General features: G+C 63.4%; 19 protein-coding genes and 1 riboswitch. Of the genes, 11 read left to right on the forward strand and 8 right to left on the reverse strand.

Annotated elements, in window-relative coordinates:
* Positions 1 to 190 precede the first annotated feature (190 nt).
* Positions 191 to 829: an acyl-homoserine-lactone synthase gene (locus CK222_RS03305; protein ID WP_067322708.1), complete on the forward strand. Its 639-nt coding sequence runs from the start codon at positions 191 to 193 to the stop codon at positions 827 to 829.
* 10 nt (positions 830 to 839) lie between these two features.
* Positions 840 to 1,586 (forward strand): enoyl-CoA hydratase-related protein, encoded by a 747-nt coding sequence (locus CK222_RS03310; protein WP_095799365.1) that lies wholly within the window; start codon positions 840 to 842, stop codon positions 1,584 to 1,586.
* 86 nt (positions 1,587 to 1,672) lie between these two features.
* Here the strand turns inward: CK222_RS03310 and ppk2 are convergent, their stop codons facing one another.
* Entirely contained in the window at positions 1,673 to 2,578 is a 906-nt protein-coding gene (ppk2, locus tag CK222_RS03315) for a polyphosphate kinase 2 (protein WP_067322713.1), read from the reverse strand.
* 184 nt (positions 2,579 to 2,762) lie between these two features.
* Between ppk2 and CK222_RS03320 the strand changes: the two genes are divergently transcribed.
* The 3 genes from CK222_RS03320 to CK222_RS03330 all read left to right on the forward strand — a co-directional run bounded on the left by CK222_RS03320 (position 2,763) and on the right by CK222_RS03330 (position 5,994).
* Entirely contained in the window at positions 2,763 to 4,028 is a 1,266-nt protein-coding gene (locus tag CK222_RS03320) for an ATP-binding protein (protein WP_067322716.1), read from the forward strand.
* 108 nt (positions 4,029 to 4,136) lie between these two features.
* On the forward strand, positions 4,137 to 4,862 hold the full coding sequence (gene phoU, locus CK222_RS03325) for a phosphate signaling complex protein PhoU (protein ID WP_067322722.1): 726 nt from the start codon (positions 4,137 to 4,139) through the stop codon (positions 4,860 to 4,862).
* A 121-nt stretch (positions 4,863 to 4,983) separates the two neighbouring features.
* A complete protein-coding gene (locus tag CK222_RS03330; RefSeq protein ID WP_067322725.1) occupies positions 4,984 to 5,994 on the forward strand; it encodes a magnesium and cobalt transport protein CorA in 1,011 nt (336 codons plus the stop codon).
* A 123-nt stretch (positions 5,995 to 6,117) separates the two neighbouring features.
* Here the strand turns inward: CK222_RS03330 and CK222_RS03335 are convergent, their stop codons facing one another.
* Positions 6,118 to 6,636 (reverse strand): GcrA family cell cycle regulator, encoded by a 519-nt coding sequence (locus CK222_RS03335; protein WP_066996757.1) that lies wholly within the window; start codon positions 6,634 to 6,636, stop codon positions 6,118 to 6,120.
* A gap of 357 nt (positions 6,637 to 6,993) precedes the next feature.
* On the opposite strand from CK222_RS03335, the gene CK222_RS03340 reads away from it, so the two are divergent.
* The 3 genes from CK222_RS03340 (at position 6,994) to CK222_RS03350 (ending at position 10,260) form a co-directional block, all read left to right on the forward strand.
* Positions 6,994 to 8,193: an aspartate aminotransferase family protein gene (locus CK222_RS03340; protein ID WP_067322728.1), complete on the forward strand. Its 1,200-nt coding sequence runs from the start codon at positions 6,994 to 6,996 to the stop codon at positions 8,191 to 8,193.
* A gap of 15 nt (positions 8,194 to 8,208) precedes the next feature.
* Entirely contained in the window at positions 8,209 to 9,120 is a 912-nt protein-coding gene (argF, locus tag CK222_RS03345) for an ornithine carbamoyltransferase (protein WP_095799366.1), read from the forward strand.
* A gap of 108 nt (positions 9,121 to 9,228) precedes the next feature.
* Positions 9,229 to 10,260, forward strand: a complete 1,032-nt coding sequence (locus tag CK222_RS03350; protein ID WP_095799367.1) for an Hsp33 family molecular chaperone — start codon at positions 9,229 to 9,231, stop codon at positions 10,258 to 10,260.
* A gap of 52 nt (positions 10,261 to 10,312) precedes the next feature.
* On the opposite strand, the gene apaG is transcribed toward CK222_RS03350, so the two are convergent.
* Positions 10,313 to 10,705 carry a Co2+/Mg2+ efflux protein ApaG gene (gene apaG / locus CK222_RS03355; RefSeq protein ID WP_095799368.1) on the reverse strand — a complete coding sequence of 131 codons (393 nt, stop codon included), beginning with the start codon at positions 10,703 to 10,705 and terminating at the stop codon, positions 10,313 to 10,315.
* Positions 10,706 to 10,923: 218 nt separating this feature from the next.
* On the opposite strand from apaG, the gene CK222_RS03360 reads away from it, so the two are divergent.
* Positions 10,924 to 12,069 (forward strand): ceramide glucosyltransferase, encoded by a 1,146-nt coding sequence (locus CK222_RS03360; RefSeq protein ID WP_095799369.1) that lies wholly within the window; start codon positions 10,924 to 10,926, stop codon positions 12,067 to 12,069.
* A 41-nt stretch (positions 12,070 to 12,110) separates the two neighbouring features.
* On the opposite strand, the gene CK222_RS03365 is transcribed toward CK222_RS03360, so the two are convergent.
* Positions 12,111 to 13,301, reverse strand: a complete 1,191-nt coding sequence (locus CK222_RS03365; protein WP_067322744.1) for an O-succinylhomoserine sulfhydrylase — start codon at positions 13,299 to 13,301, stop codon at positions 12,111 to 12,113.
* 56 nt (positions 13,302 to 13,357) lie between these two features.
* A riboswitch (SAM riboswitch) is annotated at positions 13,358 to 13,435 on the reverse strand.
* Between the two features lie 135 nt (positions 13,436 to 13,570).
* Here CK222_RS03365 and CK222_RS03370 point away from each other — a divergent pair.
* Both CK222_RS03370 and CK222_RS03375 read left to right on the forward strand, forming a co-directional pair.
* A complete protein-coding gene (locus tag CK222_RS03370; RefSeq protein ID WP_095799488.1) occupies positions 13,571 to 14,665 on the forward strand; it encodes a 2'-deoxycytidine 5'-triphosphate deaminase in 1,095 nt (364 codons plus the stop codon).
* 82 nt (positions 14,666 to 14,747) lie between these two features.
* Complete coding sequence (locus CK222_RS03375; protein WP_095799489.1) at positions 14,748 to 15,515, forward strand: ABC transporter substrate-binding protein; 768 nt, start codon at positions 14,748 to 14,750, stop codon at positions 15,513 to 15,515.
* A gap of 47 nt (positions 15,516 to 15,562) precedes the next feature.
* On the opposite strand, the gene araD1 is transcribed toward CK222_RS03375, so the two are convergent.
* From araD1 to chvE, 4 genes are all read right to left on the reverse strand, one after another.
* The gene (gene araD1, locus CK222_RS03380; RefSeq protein WP_066996775.1) at positions 15,563 to 16,552 is read right to left on the reverse strand and encodes an AraD1 family protein; all 990 of its coding nucleotides are present in this window, start codon (positions 16,550 to 16,552) and stop codon (positions 15,563 to 15,565) included.
* Between the two features lie 208 nt (positions 16,553 to 16,760).
* Positions 16,761 to 18,053: a multiple monosaccharide ABC transporter permease gene (gene mmsB / locus CK222_RS03385; RefSeq protein ID WP_066996778.1), complete on the reverse strand. Its 1,293-nt coding sequence runs from the start codon at positions 18,051 to 18,053 to the stop codon at positions 16,761 to 16,763.
* Positions 18,050 to 19,585: a multiple monosaccharide ABC transporter ATP-binding protein gene (gene mmsA / locus CK222_RS03390; protein ID WP_095799490.1), complete on the reverse strand. Its 1,536-nt coding sequence runs from the start codon at positions 19,583 to 19,585 to the stop codon at positions 18,050 to 18,052. The genes mmsB and mmsA overlap by 4 nt, the downstream gene beginning before the upstream one ends.
* Positions 19,586 to 19,773: 188 nt before the next feature.
* On the reverse strand, positions 19,774 to 20,844 hold the full coding sequence (gene chvE / locus CK222_RS03395; RefSeq protein ID WP_066996783.1) for a multiple monosaccharide ABC transporter substrate-binding protein: 1,071 nt from the start codon (positions 20,842 to 20,844) through the stop codon (positions 19,774 to 19,776).
* Positions 20,845 to 21,045 lie beyond the last annotated feature (201 nt).

A 21,045-nucleotide genomic window follows, 5' to 3' on the forward strand; every position in this document is an offset into this window, starting at 1 on the left:
GGCTAATACTTTCTTAACGCCAAAGCAAACTGGGCGTCGCCATCCGCGTGCAGGCGGTCGCGGAGGCAGTTAGGCGCGGCTATATTGGCGGGGTCGGTCGGTGCCGACCTAAAAATTCTTGCCTACGCGATCGCGTAATATTTTCCGGAGAGCCCGGCCGTATCTTCCTCTCAAGCCCAGGAGACGGCTAATGCTTTTTTCCCTCACAACTCAGGAATTGATGGCGCGCCCCGATCTGTGGGAAGCGGTTCATCGCCTGCGCTACAAGATCTTCGTCGAGGAGATGGGCTGGACCGATCTCGACCGCCCGGATGGCCTCGAGATCGACCAATTCGACCATGACGAAGCCGAGCATCACCTCGTCATCCGCAACGGCGAGCTAGCCGGCTATCAGCGCATGCTGCCGACGACGCGGCCGCATCTACTGACCGATGTGCTGACGGACCTCTATGAGGGGACGCCCCCCTCGGGGCCGCGAGTCTGGGAGCTGACCCGCTATGCGGTGGCGCTGGGCTTCCGTGACGGCAAGCGCGGCGTCTCTACGGTCGGCACCGAGCTGATCGCCGGTTTCGTCGAATGGGGCCTCAAGCGCAACGTCAACCAGGTCATCATCGAGTTCGAACCGATGTGGGTGCTGCGCGCGCTGCAGCTGCACTTCCTGGCGACGCCGCTCGGTTACCAGCGCACCTATGGCAATCAGCAGGTGGTGGCGACGCTGCTCACCTTTTCCGAGCATACGCTGGAGGTGGTGCGCCAGCGCCGCAACCACTTCCCGCCGGTGCTGATGAGAGGCTATCCCGGCCAGCTCGGCCTCAGACAGGCTTCGTGAGGAGGTTGTCATGAGCTTCCACCCCGAACCTGAGCTGCGCGGCCACACGCTGGTCGTCACCGTGTCCTCGCATGACGGCCGGCCGGTGCTGGACAGGCACGCCTATGCGAGCCTCGCCAGGACCTTCCACGAGGCCGCCGTCAATGACGAGGTTCGCGTGGTCGTGCTGCGCGGCCTTGCCGGCTGCTTCTGCCTCGGCGGCGAGTTCTCGGAGTTCCTCGACGCCGCCAAGCACCAGCAGCTGATTGCCGCCGTCACCGATATGTTTCGCAGGCTTGCGACCTTTCCCAAGCCGGTCCTTGCCTGCGTCGACGGGGACGCCGTCGGCGTCGGCTGCACCATCCTGTTCCACTGCGACATGGTGATCGCCTCCAGGGGCAGCACGTTCAGGGTGCCGTTCGTCGATTTCGGCCTGGTGCCGGACGCGGCGACCAGCATCCTGGCGCCCCAGAAGCTCGGCTATGCCGGCGCCTTCCGCTTCTTCTGCCTGGGCGACACGCTGGGCGTCGACGACGCCAAGGCGCTTGGCCTTGTCGGTGAGATCGTGGAAGGCAGCGCCGAGGAAATAGCCTTGGCGCGGGCAAGGCAGCTCGCCAAGAAGCCGGTTGCCGCGCTGTTGCAGACCCGCGGCCTGCTCAAGGGGGATACGGACGTTCTGTGCGACCGCATCGACCATGAGATATCGCTGTTCCAGCAAGCGCTGCAGGACGACGCCACGCTGAAGCGTTTGCAGCGGATCGCCCGCCTCGCGGCGTGACACCTTGGTGGAAAGTCTCAGCGCCGCGTACCCGCGAAGGTGCGCGGCGCTGTAGTGTTGGCCGCCGGCCGCGGGCACGGTGCAAGCTATTTCTCCAGGAACGACGGGCCTTCCCCGATGATCTTCTTGTCGGGCTTGCCGACGGCGTCGAGGTCGCGGCCGTCATAAGGCAAGGACAGAAGGATACGCTGGATCACCGCAAGCCGCGCACGGCGCTTGTCGTTGGCGCGCACGATGATCCAGGGCGCGAACTCCTTGTGAGTGCGCTCGAACATCAGGTCGCGCGCCTTGGTGTAATCGTCCCATTTGCTGATGCCGGCGACGTCGATCGGCGAGAATTTCCAGTTCTTCAATGGCGACCAGCGGCGATCATGGAACCGTTCAAGCTGCGTCTCGCGACCGATGTTCAGCCAGAATTTGAAGAAGTGGATACCCTCGTTGCAGATCATCCGCTCGAAATGCGGCGTCTCGTCGAGGAATGTCTCGTGCTGCTCCGGGGTGCAGAATCCCATGACCGGCTCGACGCCGGCGCGGTTATACCAGGAGCGGTCGAAGGTGACGAACTCGCCGGAGGTCGGGAAATGGTCGACATAGCGCTGATAGTACCATTGGCCATGCTCCGTCGGCGTCGGCTTGGTCAGCGCCACGTTGCGTGCCGTGCGCGGGTTCATGTACTGCCGCAGGACGAAGATCGTGCCGCCCTTGCCAGCCGCGTCGCGCCCCTCGAACAGCGCCAACACCCGTTTGCCGGTCGCCTGCAGCCAGGCCTGCGCCTTGACCAGCTCGATCTGCAGCCGCTCGAGTTCCTCGTCGTACTCTTCACCCTTCATCTTCTTGTCGTAGGGATAGCCGCCGGCGGTCAGCTTGTTGTCCTCGATCCAGTCCGGCAGCACCGGGTTGTCGATGTCGAACTCGCGTTCCTTACCCCCTATCCTCATCTTGATCGGTCCTGCGGCAGGCGCCGCGTCGGCATTTCCCTCGGCTTTTTTCATCGGGACGAACCTTTCCAGCTTGCGGACTCGTGCTATGGGAGCCTCCGAGGCGTTGCGTCCGTCTGGACGCGCGGTAGCACTTTGATTTTGCGCATGAACACTCCAGAAAATCGATTCCGATTTTTGGGGGTCATGCGCAGGTCCAGTCGGCTGACCTTTCACCGACGGGGATACGAGGCAGCGCATGGTCGATAAGGGCGCAGACCAGAAAGGCGCAACGCGGGCAGCCATAGCCCAGCTGCGGCGCAGCCGCTGGTTGCTGGCCGCGGCCCTGGTCGCGGTCCTCGGCGTCTATGGTTTCGGCGGCCTTTCGATCTTTGTGCCTCTGCTGGCCCTCGCGTTGCTGGTCGCGGCCGCAATGCTGCCGACCGCCGCCGAGCGCCAGTCAGCCGGCGGGACTGCCGCCGTCGAAGTCGGCGGGCTGCAGCGGCTGTCCGGCGAATATCTGGCCGCCGCCGTTGCCGATCCGCTGATCATCTTCGACCGGACCGCCACTATCGTCCACGCCAACGCGGCCGCCTTTGCCGCCTTCGGTGGGCTGGCCCCCGGCATGTCGCTGTCGCTCAAATTCCGCGCGCCGGAAATGCAGGCTTTGCTTGACGGGATCGTCTCGGGAACTATGGCGTCCGATGTCGTCGACTACACGGAAAAGCTGCCGGTCGAGCGCACATACCGGGTGAGCGCGTCCTCGGTCGGCCATGGCACCGATCTTTACGTGCTGGTGTTCAAGGATCAGAGCGAGGCGCGCCGCATCGACCGCATGCGCGCCGACTTCATCGCCAATGCCAGCCATGAGCTGCGCACCCCGCTCGCCTCGATCGCCGGCTTCATCGAGACGTTGCGCGGGCCTGCCCGCAACGACGCGGCGGCGCGCGACCAGTTCCTGCAGATCATGCAGAACCAGACGGGCCGCATGGCGCGCCTGATCGACGACCTGTTGTCGCTGTCGCGGCTGGAGATGAAGCCCTATCTGCGGCCGGGGACCGAAGTCGACCTTCGACAGACCATCGACAGCGTCATCGACTCGCTCGCGCCGCTGGCCAACGAGAACGGCATCGCCATCGAGCGGGACTTCATCGATGGGCCGATTTCCGTGCCGGGCGACCGCGACGAGCTCTTCCAGGTTTTCGAGAACCTGCTGGAGAATGCCTGCAAATACGGCCAGTCGGGCGGACGCGTCACCGTGTCGATAGCACACGCCGAGGACGGCCACGACCCAGGCATCGACGTGACCATAAGGGACTATGGTCCAGGCATTGCCGAGGAACACATCCCCCGCATCACGGAGCGCTTCTACCGCGTCGACGTGGAAAACAGCCGGACTCAGAAAGGCACCGGCCTTGGCCTTTCGATCGTCAAGCATATATTGACACGTCATAACGCAAGGCTGTCGATCAAGTCGGAAGTCGGCAAGGGCGCGGCGTTCACGGTTCATTTGCCGGCTCAATGATCCTATATTGGTTGGCAACCGGCATTTTCTTTTTTCTGTCATCCGGCTCGCGTATCAGCAGCAGATTGAGGGAACGCACCAGCCGGCAGGAACCGAGAAGGCATATCGATGCAGTCCGTCCACATTGTCAGTGCCTATGACGAAGAACTGAAATTCCTGTCGAAGCGCATCGCCGCCATGGGCGGGCATGCCGAGCGCATGGTCGAGCAGGCTATCGCGGCCCTCGTGAACGCCGATCCGGGTTTGGCACAGAAAGTCATCCAGGACGATCTCGTTCTCGACGAGGGACAGCGCGAGATCGACGACAAGGCGATCGTCATCATCGCCAGGCGCCAGCCGATGGCGACGGACCTGCGCGAGATCGTCGGCGCCATCCGCATCTCGGCCGACATCGAGCGCGTCGGCGATCTCGGCAAGAACGTCGCCAAGCGCGTCGCGGCGGTCATTGACGGCCGCCAGCCGAGCAGCCTCTTCCGCGGCCTCAAGGCGCTAGCCGATCTGGCGTTGACGCAGCTTAAGGAAGTGCTCGACGTCTATGCCTCGCGCTCGGTCGAGAAGATCGGCTTCGTGCGCGACCGCGACGACCAGATCGACGCCATGTACACTTCGCTGTTCCGTGAACTTCTGACCTATATGATGGAAGATCCGCGCAACATCACCCCCTGCACCCACTTGCTGTTCTGCGCCAAGAACATCGAGCGGATCGGCGACCACGCCACCAACATCGCCGAAACCATCTATTACATCGTCACCGGCGACCAGATGCCGGCCGAGCGGCCGAAGGGCGACAAGACCGACCAGGTGGTGTTGCCTGGCCCAGTATCGGCCGGGTGACGCGGTATCGGCGACCCAAGATCGGCCAAGTGAAGGGGCGGCCACTCGAACGGCTTTCCAATTTAGGCTAAGCTATTCCAGGTGCAGCAGTTTTGTCAGTCGCCGTCTCGGAGGTTTTGCGATGGAGCAAGTTCGAAACCTGACCGCGGCCCCGCAGCCGACATCCGGCATTGTTGCGTGCAGCGTCTATTCCGCCGGCAAGCGCGTCGCCGACATTACGATCGAAGAGGCCGGCATATGGGCGGCAAAGCCCGGCCATGTCGTCTGGATCGGCCTGCTCGAGCCGGACCGCAACCTGCTGCTTAGGGTGCAGGCGCAGTTCCATCTGCATGATCTGGCGATCGAAGACGCAGAACACCCGCATCAGCGGCCGAAAATCGAACAGTATGGCGATGCCTTGTTCATCGTCGCCCGCACAGCGCAACTGATCGATGGCCGCGTCACCTTCGGCGAGACGCATCTCTTCGTCGGCACCGGCTATATCGTCAGCGTCAGGCACGGCCCGTCGACCTCTTACGCCGCGGTGCGCCAGCACTGGGAAAGCTGCCCGTCCTCGCTCGCCAAGGGCGAGGATTTCGTCCTCTATGCAATTCTCGACTTCATCGTCGACAACTACATGCCTGTGCTCGAGCAGATCGAGGACGAGGTCGAGCAGATCGAGGACAAGGTGCTGCTGAAGCCGATGAGCGGTGGCGACATCGAGCGGCTCTACATGCTGCGCCGCGATCTGCTCAGGCTGCGCAACGCGGCGCTGCCGCTGGTCGAGGTCTGCCGGCGGCTGACCAGCGCCGAGCTGCCGCAGATCCATGCCGCCATGCATCCGCTGTTCCGCGACGTGACGGACCACATCCGCACCGTGCAGGAAAAGATCGACAGCCTGCGCGAGGTGCTCGCCTTCGCCTTCGAGGCAAGCCTTCTGGTCGGACAGAGCCAGGAAACGGCGATCTCCAAGAAGCTGGCCTCATGGGCGGCCATCCTGGCGGTGCCCACGGCCTTCGCCGGCATTTACGGCATGAATTTCGACGACATGCCTGAACTGAAGATGGAATACGGCTACCCGACAGTCCTGGCCGCCATCGCGCTGATCTGCGCGTTTCTGTATTGGCGGTTCAGGAAGAATGGATGGCTGTGAAATAGCGAATAGCGAATAGCGATAAAGAAGCTTGTGCCGGACTCGAATACCGATGTTATTCCTATTTCGTTCGCTATTCGCTATTCGCTATTCGCTATTCGCTATTCGCTATTCGCTATTCGCTTAGCGGCTTCTGCGCCTTTCCGCCGCCGGCTGGAACGCCACCCTTGCATGGTATTTGCAGTACGGCCCGGTTTCGCCAGCGTCGTTGCCGCAGAAGCTGAAGTCTTCCGACAGCGGATCGCCGTTGGGCCATTTGCAGGTGCGCTCGGTCAGCTCGACGAGCTGCAGGTTGCGCGAGATTGGCACGACAACGTTCTCGACCGGGCGGATATAGTGGCGCGCCACCGGCTCCGCCTCGAACTGCACCTGCAGAGCGGTCGCGCCGATGGAGGCCGTCACATGACGGGCTGCGCTGGCGGCACGAGCCACGGACTTCTGCATCGAGGCGCCCTGCGTGGCCTTCTTCTGCCGTGCCGGCGCCGCGGTCGCGCGGCCGCGGCCCGACAGTTTCAGGCGATGCACCTTGCCGATAACGGCATTGCGGCTCACACCGCCGAGCTGCGCGGCGATCTGGCTGGCGCTGAGACCCTCCGACCACAATTTCCTGAGAAGTTCGACTCGCTCGTCAGTCCAGTTCATGAGACCGCGCTCCTGCTGAGGCGTGCGGCGGTCAGAATCCTTTCCCGAGCCGGCTCTCGCCGGGCAAACGACACCACATGTACCGGGTGATTAGATCCGCCGCACGAAATCTAGTTATTTCTCGACTACAATTACCTTATGCGCTGACTCGGTGACAAGAGTCCCCAGGGCAACACCGATTCGGTTTTTACGGTTTTCCCCAACTTGCCCAACCGCTGATGGGCCGGCGTGGCGCTGGAGCCTTGCCGCGCGCTTCTGCGCGACCTTTTCGTTGACTTCATGGCCGAAAAACATGATAAGCCGCAAAGGCCGCCGCATTGGCGGCTTTTTTGATTTCCGGTTCCGGAGACGCATATAATGAGCGGTTCGGCGCTTTACGAGACTTTTGCTCGCGCACCCCTGGCCTTCGACCGCGGGGAGGGGACCTGGCTGGTCACCGACAAGGGCGAGCGATATCTCGACTTCGCCGGCGGCATCGCCGTGAACTCGCTGGGCCACAGCCATCCGCATCTGGTCGCGGCGCTCACCGGGCAGGCGGCCAAGCTGTGGCACGTCTCCAATCTCTACGAGATCCCGGAGCAGCGCCGGCTGGGCGAAAGGCTGGTCGATGCAACCTTCGCCGACAAGGTGTTCTTCACCAATTCGGGCGCCGAGGCTCTGGAATGCGCCATCAAGTCGGCCAGGCGCTATCAGTTCGTCAAAGGCCATCCGGAGCGTTTCCGCATCATCACTTTCGAGGGCGCCTTCCACGGCCGCACGCTGGCGACGATCGCCGCCGGCGGTCAGTACAAATATCTCGAGGGTTTCGGTCCGAAGGTCGAGGGCTTCGACCAGGTCGCGTTCGACGATATCGATGCCGCCGAGAAGGCGATCACACCGGAAACCGCGGCTATCCTGATCGAACCGGTGCAGGGCGAGGGCGGCATCCGCCCGGTGCCGACGCAGTCGTTGAAGCGGATTCGGCAACTCTGTGACCGGCATGGCCTGCTTCTGATCTTCGACGAGGTCCAGTGCGGCATCGGGCGCACCGGCAAGCTGTTCGCGCATGAGTGGGCGGGCGTCACGCCTGACCTGATGGCGATCGCCAAGGGCATCGGCGGCGGTTTTCCGATGGGTGCCTGCCTCGCAACCGACGACGCGGCGGCTGGCATGACGGCCGGCGTGCACGGCACCACTTTCGGCGGCAATCCGCTGGCGATGGCGGTGGGCAACGCCGTGCTCGACGTCGTGCTGGCCGACGGCTTCCTCGAGGACGTTCAGCGCAAGGCATTGCTGCTGAAGCAAGGACTGGCGGCGGTCGCCGACGAATTTCCCGAGGTCATCGAAGGCATCCGGGGAAGCGGGCTGATGCTAGGGCTGAAATGCGCCATGCCCAACGCCAAGGTTAACATGGCGCTGCGCGACCAGCACTTGCTTGCGGTGCCGGCGGGCGACAACGTCATCCGGCTTTTGCCGCCGCTCACCGTCACCGACGAGGAGATCGGGGAGGCGCTGAAACGCATTCGGTCGGGCGCCAAGGGCCTGACCGACGCGATTACGGCCGAAGCCGCGAAGTAGTTCTGGAATCTGCCGATGAGCGTTCGTCACTTCACCGACCTGTCCGCCGTTTCCGCAGGCGATCTGCGCGTCATGCTGGACGATGCGATGGCGCGAAAGACCAGGCTCAAGGCCGGCGAGCGTTCGAAGCCGCTCGAGGGCAAGGTGCTGGCGATGATCTTCGACAAGCCTTCGACGCGCACGCGCGTTTCCTTCGACGTCGGCATGCGCCAACTCGGCGGCGAGACCATCATGCTGACCGGCACCGAGATGCAGCTCGGCCGTTCTGAAACCATCGCCGACACCGCCAAGGTGCTGTCGCGCTATGTCGATGCCATCATGATCCGCACCACCTCGCATGACCGGTTGCTGGAACTCACCGAAAACGCGACCGTGCCGGTGATCAATGGGCTGACCGACGATACCCATCCCTGCCAGCTGATGGCCGACATCATGACCTATGAGGAGCATCGCGGTCCGGTGGCCGGCAAGACCTTCGCCTGGACAGGTGACGGCAACAATGTGCTGCACTCGCTTCTAGAAGCCTCGGCGCGGTTCCGCTTCAACCTCAATGTCGCCGTGCCGGAGGGCAGCGAGCCGTTCGAGAAATATGTCGACTGGGCGAAGGCCAATGGCGGCAAGGTGCGGTTTGCCGGCTCGGCCGAAGAGGCCGTCGACCAGGCCGATTGCGTAGTCACCGACAGCTGGGTATCGATGGGCCAGGAGCATCGCGCCCGCGGCCATAACGTCTTCCTGCCCTACCAGGTCAACGCCGCGCTGATGGCGAGGGCGAAGTCCGACGCGCTTTTCATGCACTGCCTGCCTGCGCATCGCGGCGAGGAGGTCACCGACGAGGTGATCGACGGACCGCATTCGGTGGTCTTCGACGAGGCCGAGAACCGGCTGCACGCCCAGAAGGCGGTGCTGGCCTGGTGCCTGGGCGCTTGACCGGGGTCGACTTGATCCGCGCCAACTTGATCCGGGGATGTGTGATGCCTATTTGCGGGCCATCACTGAAATCGAACGCGCTTCGACCCATGCCGCCTGGAAAGCGGGATGGATGCGCCCCGGAGTTTTGTCATGCTGGAAACGCTTTCCTTGGCTGAGCATCAACCCAAACTCGGCGAATTCGGCTTCGCAGGCGACGACCATGTCGTGCCTTACGAAGTAGCGCCCCTGGATGTGCGCGGCCGCACCGTGCAGCTCGGGCCGAGGCTCGACGCCATTCTCAGCCGTCACGATTATCCCGAGCCGGTCGCGCGCCTGCTGGCGGAGGCCTGCGTGCTCACCGTGCTGCTCGGCACGTCGCTGAAATTCGAGGGCAAGTTCATCCTGCAGACCCGCACCGACGGACCGGTCGACATGCTGGTGGCAGACTTCACCACGCCGCATTCGTTGCGCGCCTATGCGCGCTTCGACGCCGACCGGCTGCAGGCACTGATTGCCTCGGGCGAGATCTCGCAGGAGAAGCTGCTCGGCACCGGCGTCCTGGCCCTGACCATCGATCAAGGCGCGCACACGCAGCGCTATCAGGGCATCGTCCAACTCGACGGCACATCGCTGGAAGAAGCCGCGCGCACCTATTTCCGCCAGTCGGAGCAGATCCCGACCGATCTGAGGATGTCGGTTGCGAAGCTGGTGACCCCGGGCCCGGGCGGGGCCCGCGAGCAATGGCGCGCCGGCGGTATCCTGGCGCAGTTCCTGCCGCAGGCGCCCGAACGCATGCGCGTGCCCGACATTTCGGGCGGGGATGGCGATCCACGAGACGTGACGCACGAACCGGCCGACAATTCCTGGCGGGAACTCTTGGCGCTGCTCGGCACCATCGAGCCGACCGAGCTCATCGATCCGACGGTGGGCGCCGAGCGGCTGCTCTACCGGCTGTTCCACGAGCACGGCGTGCGCGTGTTCCGCGGTGTGCCGGTCGCCGATCAGTGCTCCTGCTCGCGCGACAAAATCCGAGGCATTCTCGAAGGCTTTTCGGCCGAGGAGATCAGGGACTCGACCGAGGACGGCGGCATCCATGTCGCTTGCGAGTTCTGCTCGACGCAGTACGACTTCGATCCGGCGGAGTTTGCGGCGGAGTGAGAAAGCTCCGGTTCCTCGCCCCCGCTTTGCGGAGGCGGGGAACTCGAGTTCTTTAATTCACCGTCCTTTTCGTTCCCGGCATATCGAGCGAGAAAGCCGGAATGGCGATATCGAACGTTTCGCCGCGACCGTTGCGCATCGTGTAGTGGCCGACCATGATGCCGGATGGCGTCGAGAGCGGGCATCCCGACGTGTACTGATAGCTGTCGCCGGGGTTGAGCTCCGGCTGGTCGCCGACCACGCCCTCGCCGCGCACCTCTTCGACTCGGCCACGCCCGTCGGTGATGTGCCAGTAGCGCGACAGAAGCTGCACGAACTCGTCCGACCGGTTGTCGATCGTCACCTGGTAGCCCCATACATAACGGTTCTCGGACGGATCGGAACGGTCCTCCAGATAGAACGGCCTGACCTGCACTTCGATGTTGCGCGTCACGGCGCGATACATGAGCCACTCCGGTGCCGCAGGGAACATTTTAGCGCGCTTCGCGGTTCTACCTCCGCAGCGTCGCCAGCCTGCCGGCTTTTCCACCGCAAGTGCCGACAAACAATGTCATTTAAGTGACACATGACAATGTTGGTGTGCACAAACCGTGCGGGCGACTCGGGCGCTTTGTCGAGTGATGAAACGGCCGCGGGCGGCCTTTCCGGAGTGACCAGATCTCGATGGAACTGACCCTCGCAGCCGCCTTTGCTTCCTCGGCCCTTCTTTTTTCCAACCTTGCCAGCATCCTGCTCGCATCGTCGCGGCTGAAGCCCAGGCGGGTCATTCCTCCGCCTTCCAGCAAACAGCCGCCTGTCTCGATCGTCGTGCCGTCGCGCGGCGTGGAGCCGTTCACGCAGGAGACGCTCGACCGCGCCTTCTCGCTCGATTGGCCGCGCTACGAAATGATCTTCTGCGTCGCGCACGCCGAAGATCCCGTGGTCAAGCTGATCAACGCCGCCATCGCGCGATTTCCGAATGTTCCGGCGCGGCTCCTCGTCGGCGATGACAGGATCAGCGCCAATCCCAAGCTCAACAACTGCATCAAGGGCTGGCAGGCGGCGCGGCACGACTGGGTGATCCTCGCCGATTCCAACGTGCTGATGCCCAAGGGCTATGTCCAGCATCTGATGGCGGCCTGGGGACCGGACACCGGCCTCGTCTGCTCGACGCCGATCGGCTCGCGGCCGGACGGTTTCTGGGCCGAAGTCGAATGCGTCTTCCTCAACACGCTGCAGGCGCGCTGGCAATATGCCGGCGAAGCGCTCGGCCTTGGCTTCGCCCAGGGCAAGAGCATGCTGTGGAACAAGCCGATGCTGGATGCAAATGGCGGCATCCAGGCTTTGGCCGCCGAAATCGCCGAGGACGCGGCGGCGACCAAGCTGGTCAACAGCCTTGGCCTTCGGGTCAATCTCGTGGCCGCGCCCTTCGAGCAGCCGCTCGGCCAGCGCACGCTCGCCGAAATCTGGTCGCGCCAGGCGCGCTGGGCGCGGCTGCGCCGCGTCACCTTCCCATTGTTCTTCGCGCCCGAAATCCTGACCGGTGTGGTCGCGCCACTGCTTCTGGCGCTGATCGCGGCGGCAAGCGCCGGTGTCAGCCTGCCCACGACCGCGCTCTGCGTGCTGGCGATCGCCTATGTGCCCGAATGCATGCTCGCCTGGTCCAAGGGCTGGCATCTGTCGCCGCGCAGCGTCACCGCGATGATCGTGCGCGACGCGATGCTTCCCGCCATCTGGGCGCGCGGCTGGCTTGGCGGGGCCGTCGAATGGCGTGGCAACGCAATGACCATCCGCAACAGCGGGATGACTGAACTCGACGAGATTGCTTGAGCCGGCTGCGGCTCAAGCGCCCTCTTTGCCGCCGTGGCGGTTCATTCCTTCGCCGCCTTCAGCGCCTGTTCGATGTCGGCGAGCAGGTCGTCGGTATCCTCCAGCCCGACGGAGAGCCTGAGCGTGCCTGGTCCGATGCCGAGCTCGGCGCGGGCCTCGTCAGTGAGGTTTTTGTGCGTCGTCGTCGCCGGATGCGTGATCAGGCTCTTTGCGTCGCCGAGGTTGTTCGAGATCAGCACGATGTCGAGCGCGTTCTGCAAGGCGAAGGCCGCCTGCTTGCCGCCCTTGACGTCGAGGCAGATCAGCGTCGAGCCGCCCGACATCTGCTTCCTGACGATATCCGCCTGGGGATGGTCGGCCCGGCCCGGATAGATGACGCGGGCGATCTCCGGCCGGCCAGCCAGGAAGTCCGCGATCTTGCCGGCGCTTTCGGTCTGGTGGCGCACGCGCAGCGGGAGCGTCTCGAGGCCTTTCAGCAGCGTCCATGCGTTGAATGGGGACAGGCTCGGGCCGGTGTGCCGGAAATAATCGTGCAGGTTCTCGTCGATCCACTTCTTGTCCGACAGGATGACGCCGCCGAGGCAGCGGCCTTGTCCGTCGATGTGCTTGGTCGCCGAGTAGACCACGATATGGGCGCCGAGCTGCAGCGGCTTCTGCTGCAGCGGCGTGGCAAAGACGTTGTCGACGATCACGCGTGCGCCGATCGAATTTGCTAAAGCGGCGACAGCGGCGATATCGACCACTTCCAACGTCGGGTTGGTCGGACTTTCCAGGAAGAACAGCTTGGTGTTCGGCCTGACCGCTTTTTCCCAATTGGCAATGTCGGTGCCGTCGATCAGCGTTGCCTCGATGCCATAGCGCGGCGCCAGCGTCTCGACTACCCAGCGGCAGGAACCGAACAGGGCTCGCGCCGCAACGATGTGATCGCCGGCCTTGACGCTGCAGAGCAGGGCGGCGGACACGGCGGCCATGCCGGAAGCGGTTGCACGTGCGTCTTCCGCGCCTTCCAGCGCGCACATGCGCTTCTCGAACATATCGACGGTCGGGTTGGCGTAGCGCGAATAGATGAAGCCGGGTTCCTCGCCCTTGAAGCGGGCCTCCGCTGCCTGGGCCGTCTCGTAGACATAGCCCTGGGTGAGATACATCGCCTCGGCGGTCTCGCCGAAGCCGGAACGCAGCGTCCCGCCATGCACGAGTGCCGTTTGAGGTTTCCAGTTACGCGTCTTGGTCATCGCCCTGCTTCCAAACACAAAAAAACCGGCCGCGACGTCGCAACCGGTCCATACGGCCTTGCGGCCCGACGGTCCTTTAGCGACTTGTTTAACGTGGCTGCAAGCCGACCGGCCAAATCACCACGGGATAACGACCCTTTAGACCTCGCCCGCGCTTGCGTCAATTGCCGGCTTGATTAAGAGGTTTGTACCAGGCAGCTTCCGCAAAAGTGTCCCGCGGTTTTGCGACAGGAAACTGCGACGACAATGACTTCGCCCGGAGCCAGACATTGCGGCAGACAGGCATTCTTCCCGATCAGGACATCGCGGCGCTCTTCCAGTCGGGCGCGCTGAAGTCGCCGCGCGCGCTCGACGCCAACCAGATCCAGCCGGCTAGCCTCGATCTGAGACTGGGCGACAAGGCCTTTCGCGTGCGCGCTTCCTTTCTGCCCGGTCCCGATCATCTGGTGGCCGACAAGCTGGACCGGCTGAAGCTGCATGAGATCAATCTCGCCGAGGGCGCGGTGCTGGAGACGGGCTGCGTCTATATCGTGCCGCTGCAGGAAAGCCTCGCGCTGCCAGCGGAAGTCTCGGCTTCGGCCAACCCGAAGAGCTCGACCGGACGACTCGACATTTTCACCCGTGTCATGACCGACCGCGGCCATGAGTTCGATAAGATCGGCGCCGGCTATCATGGCCCGCTCTATCTCGAGGTCAGCCCGCGCACCTTCCCGATCGTCGTGCGCGCCGGCTCGCGCCTGTCGCAGATCCGCTTCCGCACCGGCAACGCCGTGCTGTCGGAGAATGAGTTGCGTGACCTCCATCACGCCGAGATGCTGGTTGCGACCGAGCCGCCCAACATCTCCGGCGGCGGCATTGCGCTCTCTATCGATCTCGACGGCGACAAGGACGGCCTGGTCGGCTATCGCGGCAAGCACCACACCGGCCTCGTCGACGTCGACAAGCGCGCCGCTCAGGATGTGGTCGACTTCTGGGAACCGCTCTACAAGAGCGGGGCCGGCGAGCTCGTGCTCGACCCGGACGAGTTCTACATCCTGGTCTCTCGCGAAGCCGTGCACGTGCCGCCGCTCTATGCCGCCGAGATGACGCCTTTCGATCCGCTGGTCGGCGAGTTCCGCGTCCACTATGCCGGCTTTTTCGACCCGGGCTTCGGCCATTCCGCCGCCGGCGGCAGCGGCAGCCGCGCGGTGCTTGAAGTGCGCAGCCACGAGGTGCCGTTCATCCTCGACCACGGCCAGATCGTAGGCCGCCTCGTCTACGAGCATATGCTGAAGCGGCCGCAGGCGCTCTATGGCAGCGAGCTGGGTTCCAACTATCAGGCGCAGGGGCTGAAGCTCTCCAAGCATTTTCGCGCCGCGCGCTGATCGCCAGGCTGTGCTTGCCCGGCCTCGCGCGCCGTGCTTGGCTGCGTCTGAGCATGTAGCAACTGAACCCAAGGGGATGAAAATGCAGATATCCAGATGGATCCTGTCGGCCGCGGCCGCCGCCATGCTGGCGCTCGGCGTCGGTTCGGTAGACGCGGCCGAAAAGATCAAGATCGGCACCGAGGGCGCCTATCCGCCCTTCAACACCATCACGCCGGACGGCAAGGTGGAAGGCTTCGACATCGACATCGCCAATGCGCTCTGCGCGCAGATGAAGGTCGAATGCGAGATCGTCACCCAGGATTGGGATGGCATCATTCCGGCCCTGCAGGCCAAGAAATTCGACGCCATCATCGCCTCGATGAGCATCACCGAGGAACGCAAGAAGCAGGTCGCCTTCACCCACAAATACTACACCACGCCGCTTGCGCTGGTCGCCCTGAAGGACGCCGATATCGCCTCGACCGAGCCGGCCTCGCTTGCCGGCAAGACGGTCGGTGCCCAGGCCTCGACCACCCAGGCCAACTACGCCCAGGACGTCTACGCCAAGGCCGGCGCCGAGGCGAAGCTCTACCCGACCCAGGAAGAGGCGGTCACCGATCTGCTCAACGGCCGGCTCGACGCCGTCATCTCGGACAAGTTCGTGCTGGTCGACTGGATGAAGAAGGCGAGCGACGGCTGCTGCAAGCTGGTGGGCGACGTCAAGGGCACCGAGACCGAGGCCGGCATCGCCGTGCGCCTGGAGGACACCGCCCTGCGCGACCGCCTCAACGCGGCAATCGACGCCATTGTTGCCGACGGCACCTACAAGAACATCCAATCGAAGTATTTCGATTTCGATATTTATTGAGGTTGAAGCTGCCAATCTCCTCCCTCGTGGGGGAGATCACGCTAACCTCACAGCGCCTTCACCGCCACCTTCACTGGCTTCTCGATCTCGAGCGGGTTGCGCAGCGGCAGGCCGAAATCCTTGGCCTCGATCTCGAACGTGTCGCCTTCCTCGGTCCTGACGCCGTCTGCGAACGAGAGTGTGGCGGTGCCGAACATGTGCACATGCACGTCGCCCGGCTGGCGGAAGGCCGAATATTTGAAATGGTGATGCTCGAGATTGGCGATGGTGTGCGACATGTTCGCCTCGCCGGACAGGAACGGCTTTTCCCAAAGCACTTTGCCGTCGCGCCAGATTCGTGAAGAGCCCCTTATGTCGGCGGGCAGCTCGCCGATCAGGATTTCCGGTCCGAACGAGGCGTTGCGCAGCTTGGAATGGGCGAGGAACAGGTAGTTCACGCGCTCGGTCACATGGTCGGAAAACTCGTTGGACAGCGTGAAGCCGACGCGGAACGGCGCGCCGTCGTCGCCGATGACATAGATGCCGGCGATCTCCGGCTCCTCGCCGGCGTCTTGCGCGAAGGCCGGCGACATCAGCGCCGCACCGGGCGCCACCGCCATGGTGCCGTTGCCCTTGTAGAACCATTCCGGTTGCACGCCGATCTCGCCCTTGGCCGGCTTGCCGCCCTCCAGCCCCATGCGGAACATCTTCATGGAATCGGTGAGTTGCTCCTCGCCGTCGCTGAGCTTCTTGTGCATGGAATCGCGTGTCGCGGCGGAGCCGAGATGTGTAAGCCCGGTGCCGGTAAGGTGAAGATGCGCGGGGTCGGGATGGTTGATCGGCGACACCAGGCGTCCCTTCTTGTAGACGGCGTCGAGGTCGACCGTCTCGCCATAGCCCTTGCGCTCGATCAGCGCCTCGAGCCCGGTGCCGGTGCGGGCTGCCTCCATCGCCAGCGAATAGACGCTGCGCGCGCCGTTGATGATCCGGGTCTTGCCGCCGCTGCGGGCAACAACGCGGATCGTCTCGGCGTCGTCGAGGATCTGGGAAATCAGCATGATGAACCCTCTCTCTTTTGCCTTGGCCCGGCTGCCGATTGGCAAGCCCTGACCGGCGCAGCCCGGAACCGATCCGCGCCACGGTTGAAACTCTTCCTCCGGATTGCACTCGCGAGCCTGGTCCTTCCAGGACTTCTTCGCGCCGACGGGTTGCCGGCAGCTTCGCGATCTAGAACCCGTATGCCTCCTTAGTCCTTGCCTCCGGCCTCTACGCCTTATTCTTGTTGTAGACGTCGAAGATGACGGCACCGAGCAGCACCAGGCCTTTGACCACCTGCTGCCAGTCGACATTGACGCCCATGATCGACATGCCGTTGTTCATCACGCCCATGATGAAGCCGCCGACCACGGCGCCGATGACCTGTCCGACGCCGCCCATTGCCGAGGCGCCGCCGATGAAGACGGCGGCGATCACGTCGAGCTCGCTGCCCAGGCCGGCGGCCGGGACGGCCTGGCCGAGGCGAGCGGCGATGATCAGGCCGCCGAGCGCCGACAGCACGCCCATGTTGATGAAGACGAGCAGCGTCAGCCTTTCGGTGTTGATGCCCGACAGCTGCGCCGCCTTGGCGTTACCGCCCATCGCATAGATGCGGCGGCCGATGGTCATGCGCTTGGTGACGAAGACGAACAGCGAGATCAGCACGCCCATCACCAGAAGCACCACCGGCAGGCCCCTGTAGCTGGCGAACTGGAAGACCAGGAACAGCGCCAGCGCGCTGCCGACCAGCGTCTTGACGACGAACAGCGGGAAGGGCTCGGCCTCATAGCCGTGCCGTTCGCGCTTACGCCGTGTCCTGAAGCCGAAATAGGCATAGGCGAGCACCGCGACCAGACCGAGCACGATCGTCGTCATGTGCAGTGTAAGGCCGCTGCCGACGATGGTCTTGCCGGCGGCATTCACGGTCGGCGGAATGAGCGTCAGCGGGCCGATGACGTCGGGGATGAAGCCGGAGCTCAACGCCTTGAAGCTGTCGGGAAGCGGGCCGACCGAGGAGCCGCCGCCAAGCAGCGCCTGGCAGATGCCGCGGAAGATCAGCATACCCGCCAGCGTCACGATGAAGCTCGGTATTCGGTGATAGGCGATCCAATAGCCTTGCGCCGCGCCGATAAGCGCACCGACGATCAGGCAAACGATAGAGACCACGAGCGGATTGCTGAATATCCCGAGCGGCCAGATGACCATCATCATTGCGGCAAGCGCGCCGATGAAGCCGGCGACCGATCCCACGCTGAGGTCGATATAGCCGGCGACGATCACCAGCAGCATGCCAAGCGCCATCACGATGATGAACGAGTTCTGCTGCACCAGGTTGCTGAGGTTGACCGGTTTGAACAGCGTGCCGGACGTCGTGTACTGGAAGAACAGCATGATGACGATCAGCGCGATGATCAGGCCGTATTCGCGCAGGTTCGTTGTCAGCGCCGAAACGGCGACACGCGGACCATGCTTGACGTCTTCGGCGACGCCGCTCTGCGGCGCGGGAGCGCTTTCTGTGCTCATGAGGCTTTTTTCCCTTCTCCCCGAACGATCGCGCGCATGATCTTTTCCTGGCTGGCGTCGCTTGCCGCCATTTCGCCGACGATACGCCCTTCGTTCATGACATAGATGCGGTCGGTGATGCCGAGCAATTCCGGCATTTCCGACGAGATGGCGACGATTGCCTTTCCCTCGGCGGCGAGGCGGGCGATGATCGTGTAGATTTCGTACTTGGCGCCGACGTCAATGCCGCGCGTCGGTTCGTCGAGGATCAGCACTTCCGGGTCGGCGAACAGCCATTTCGACAGCACGACCTTTTGCTGGTTGCCGCCCGAAAGATTGCCGGTCAGCTGATAGACGCTGGATGCGCGGATGTTGGTCTTCTTGCGATAGTCGTTGGCGACGCTCATCTCGCGCATGTCGTCGATGACGCCGCGGCTGGAGACGCCTCCCAAATTGGCCAGCGTCACATTGTGCTTGATGTGGTCGATGAGGTTGAGGCCAAAGGTCTTGCGGTCCTCGGTGACATAGGCGATCCGGTTCTCCACCGCCTTGCTCACCGTCGAAAGATCGAGAGGCTTACCCCTGAGCAGGACCTCGCCGCTGATATGCCGGCCATAGGAACGGCCGAACAGGCTCATCGCGAATTCGGTGCGGCCGGCGCCCATCAGCCCGGCAATGCCGACCACCTCGCCCTTGCGCAGGTTGAGGTTGACATTCTTGATCACCTGCCGCTCGGCGTGGATCGGATGGTACACCGACCAGTTTTTCACTTCGAAAATAACCTCGCCGATCTGGGGCTCGCGCGGCGGGTAGCGGTCGTCGAGCGAGCGGCCGACCATCGAAGTGATGATCCGGTCCTCGCTGATGTCCTTCCTGGGCAGGGTCTCGATGGTGCGCCCGTCGCGGATCACCGTCACCTTGTCGGCGACGCGGTTCACCTCGTTGAGCTTGTGCGAGATCAGGATCGAGGTCATGCCCTGGCGCTTGAACTCGAGCAGAAGATCGAGCAGCGCCTGGCTGTCCTTTTCGCTGAGCGAGGCGGTCGGCTCGTCAAGGATCAGCAGCTTCACTTCCTTGCTGAGCGCCTTGGCGATCTCGACCAGTTGCTGCTTGCCGACGCCGATATTGGTGATCAGCGTCTTGGGATCTTCCTTCAAGCCGACTTTGTCGAGAAGGGCCTTGGTGCGCTTCTCGTTGGCGTTCCAGTCGATGACGCCGTAGCTGGCGTGCTCGTTGCCCAGGAAGATGTTTTCCGCGATCGACAGCATCGGCACCAGGGCAAGTTCCTGGTGGATGATGACGATGCCGATATGCTCGCTGTCATGGATACCCTTGAAGTGGCATTCCTGGCCGCGAAAGACGATCTCGCCTTCATAGGTACCGGTCGGGTAGACGCCCGACAGCACCTTCATCAGCGTCGATTTGCCGGCGCCGTTCTCGCCGACGATGGCGTGGATTTCTCCTTCCTCGACGCTGAGGTTGACGTTCGACAGCGCCTTCACGCCGGGGAACGTCTTGGTGATGTCGCGCATCTCCAAAATCGTCGAGCTCATCAGGAATTCCGCTCCCTGGCGCATGCCTGCCGTTTCCGGAAGGCGTTATGCGCGAAATCAACATACTGCAGTCTGGCTCGCGCCGCGATGGCGCATGGCGCTGCAGAAGCCGGCAAAAACAATACCGGGGTCGCTTCTGAACGAAAAGGGGCCCTGCGTCGCGCAGGACCCCTCCCTTAAAGGCTGGATTACTTCAGCTCTTCGGCCTTGATGTAGCCGGAGTCGACGACCAGCGCCTTGTAGTTCGACTTGTCGACCTCGTGCGGCGTCAAGAGGATCGAGGGAACGACCTTGACGTCGTTGTTGTAGGTCTTGGTGTCGAGGCCGTCGGGCTTGCCGCCGGAGAGCACCTTGTCGACCAGCTGCACGGTGGCCTTGGCCAGCTCGCGGGTGTCCTTGAACACGGTCGAATACTGCTCGCCCGAAATGATCAGCTTGACCGAGGCGGTCTCGGCGTCCTGACCGGTCACGATCGGCCAGGGCTGAGCATCCGTGCCGTAGCCGACAGCGCGCAGCGAGGCGGTGATGCCGCGCGACAGGCCGTCATAGGGCGACAGAACGCCATCGACGCGGCTGCCGTCCGAGTAGTTGGCCGAGAGCAGGTTGTCCATGCGGGCCTGGGCGGTGGCGGCGAGCCAGCGCAGCGTGCCGACCTTGTCCATGCCCATCTGGCCGGACTTGATCTTGATCGAGCCGTCGTCGATCAGCGGCTGCAGGACCGACATCGCGCCGTTGTAGAAGAAGAAGGCGTTGTTGTCGTCGGGCGAGCCGCCGAACAGCTCGACGTTCCACGGCTTGGTGTTCGGGAAGCGCTCCTTGAGGCCCTTGACCAGGGAATTCGCCTGGATCACGCCGACGCCGAAATTGTCGAAGGTGGTGTAGTAGTCAACATTCGGGGTCTTCTTGATCAGCCGGTCATAGGCGATGGTGACGACGCCTGCGTCATTGGCCTTCTGCAGCGCATCGGCCATGGTGGTGCCGTCGATCGAAGCGATGATCAGCGCTTTCGGGCCTTTCGTGATCTCGTTTTCCAGCTGGCTGAGCTGGTTCGGGATGTCGTCCTGCGCGTATTGCAGGTCGACCGTGTAGCCCAGCGCTTCGAGCTGGGACTTGACGGCGTCGCCGTCGTTGATCCAGCGCTGCGAGGTCTTGGTCGGCATCAGCACGCCGACGAGACCCTTGTCGGCGGCGTGCGCCGAATAGGTCGTGGCGGCAATGCCAAGGGCCGCGACGGCGGCCAGCGTCTTGATGATCTTCACATTTACTCTCCCTGGTTGATGGACGCGACACCTCGGGGCTTCGCGGGCCGCGCAGTCGAACAGGAGCGCAGTCGCGCCTCTGTCGGCTTTATCGATCTCCGGTATCCTCCCAATCGGCCCCGCGACGCAGTTTCAATCGATACGATTTTGCTCGTTGCCGATCGCTGCGTCTCGGAACGCGCGAAGGGTGTGTCCCTTTGA

The organism is Mesorhizobium sp. WSM3866, from assembly GCF_002294795.1.
In the GTDB taxonomy this organism is placed as follows: Bacteria; Pseudomonadota; Alphaproteobacteria; order Rhizobiales; family Rhizobiaceae; genus Mesorhizobium.

What these genes read in the sequence shown, in the direction of transcription:
- CK222_RS03305 (WP_067322708.1), top strand. Translation starts at nt 191, where the DNA reads ATGCTTTTTTCCCTCACAACTCAGGAATTGATGGCGCGCCCCGATCTG.
- CK222_RS03310 (WP_095799365.1), top strand. Translation starts at nt 840, where the DNA reads ATGAGCTTCCACCCCGAACCTGAGCTGCGCGGCCACACGCTGGTCGTC.
- ppk2 (WP_067322713.1), bottom strand. Translation starts at nt 2,578, where the DNA reads ATGAAAAAAGCCGAGGGAAATGCCGACGCGGCGCCTGCCGCAGGACCG.
- CK222_RS03320 (WP_067322716.1), top strand. Translation starts at nt 2,763, where the DNA reads ATGGTCGATAAGGGCGCAGACCAGAAAGGCGCAACGCGGGCAGCCATA.
- phoU (WP_067322722.1), top strand. Translation starts at nt 4,137, where the DNA reads ATGCAGTCCGTCCACATTGTCAGTGCCTATGACGAAGAACTGAAATTC.
- CK222_RS03330 (WP_067322725.1), top strand. Translation starts at nt 4,984, where the DNA reads ATGGAGCAAGTTCGAAACCTGACCGCGGCCCCGCAGCCGACATCCGGC.
- CK222_RS03335 (WP_066996757.1), bottom strand. Translation starts at nt 6,636, where the DNA reads ATGAACTGGACTGACGAGCGAGTCGAACTTCTCAGGAAATTGTGGTCG.
- CK222_RS03340 (WP_067322728.1), top strand. Translation starts at nt 6,994, where the DNA reads ATGAGCGGTTCGGCGCTTTACGAGACTTTTGCTCGCGCACCCCTGGCC.
- argF (WP_095799366.1), top strand. Translation starts at nt 8,209, where the DNA reads ATGAGCGTTCGTCACTTCACCGACCTGTCCGCCGTTTCCGCAGGCGAT.
- CK222_RS03350 (WP_095799367.1), top strand. Translation starts at nt 9,229, where the DNA reads ATGGATGCGCCCCGGAGTTTTGTCATGCTGGAAACGCTTTCCTTGGCT.
- apaG (WP_095799368.1), bottom strand. Translation starts at nt 10,705, where the DNA reads ATGTATCGCGCCGTGACGCGCAACATCGAAGTGCAGGTCAGGCCGTTC.
- CK222_RS03360 (WP_095799369.1), top strand. Translation starts at nt 10,924, where the DNA reads ATGGAACTGACCCTCGCAGCCGCCTTTGCTTCCTCGGCCCTTCTTTTT.
- CK222_RS03365 (WP_067322744.1), bottom strand. Translation starts at nt 13,301, where the DNA reads ATGACCAAGACGCGTAACTGGAAACCTCAAACGGCACTCGTGCATGGC.
- CK222_RS03375 (WP_095799489.1), top strand. Translation starts at nt 14,748, where the DNA reads ATGCAGATATCCAGATGGATCCTGTCGGCCGCGGCCGCCGCCATGCTG.
- araD1 (WP_066996775.1), bottom strand. Translation starts at nt 16,552, where the DNA reads ATGCTGATTTCCCAGATCCTCGACGACGCCGAGACGATCCGCGTTGTT.
- mmsB (WP_066996778.1), bottom strand. Translation starts at nt 18,053, where the DNA reads ATGAGCACAGAAAGCGCTCCCGCGCCGCAGAGCGGCGTCGCCGAAGAC.
- mmsA (WP_095799490.1), bottom strand. Translation starts at nt 19,585, where the DNA reads ATGAGCTCGACGATTTTGGAGATGCGCGACATCACCAAGACGTTCCCC.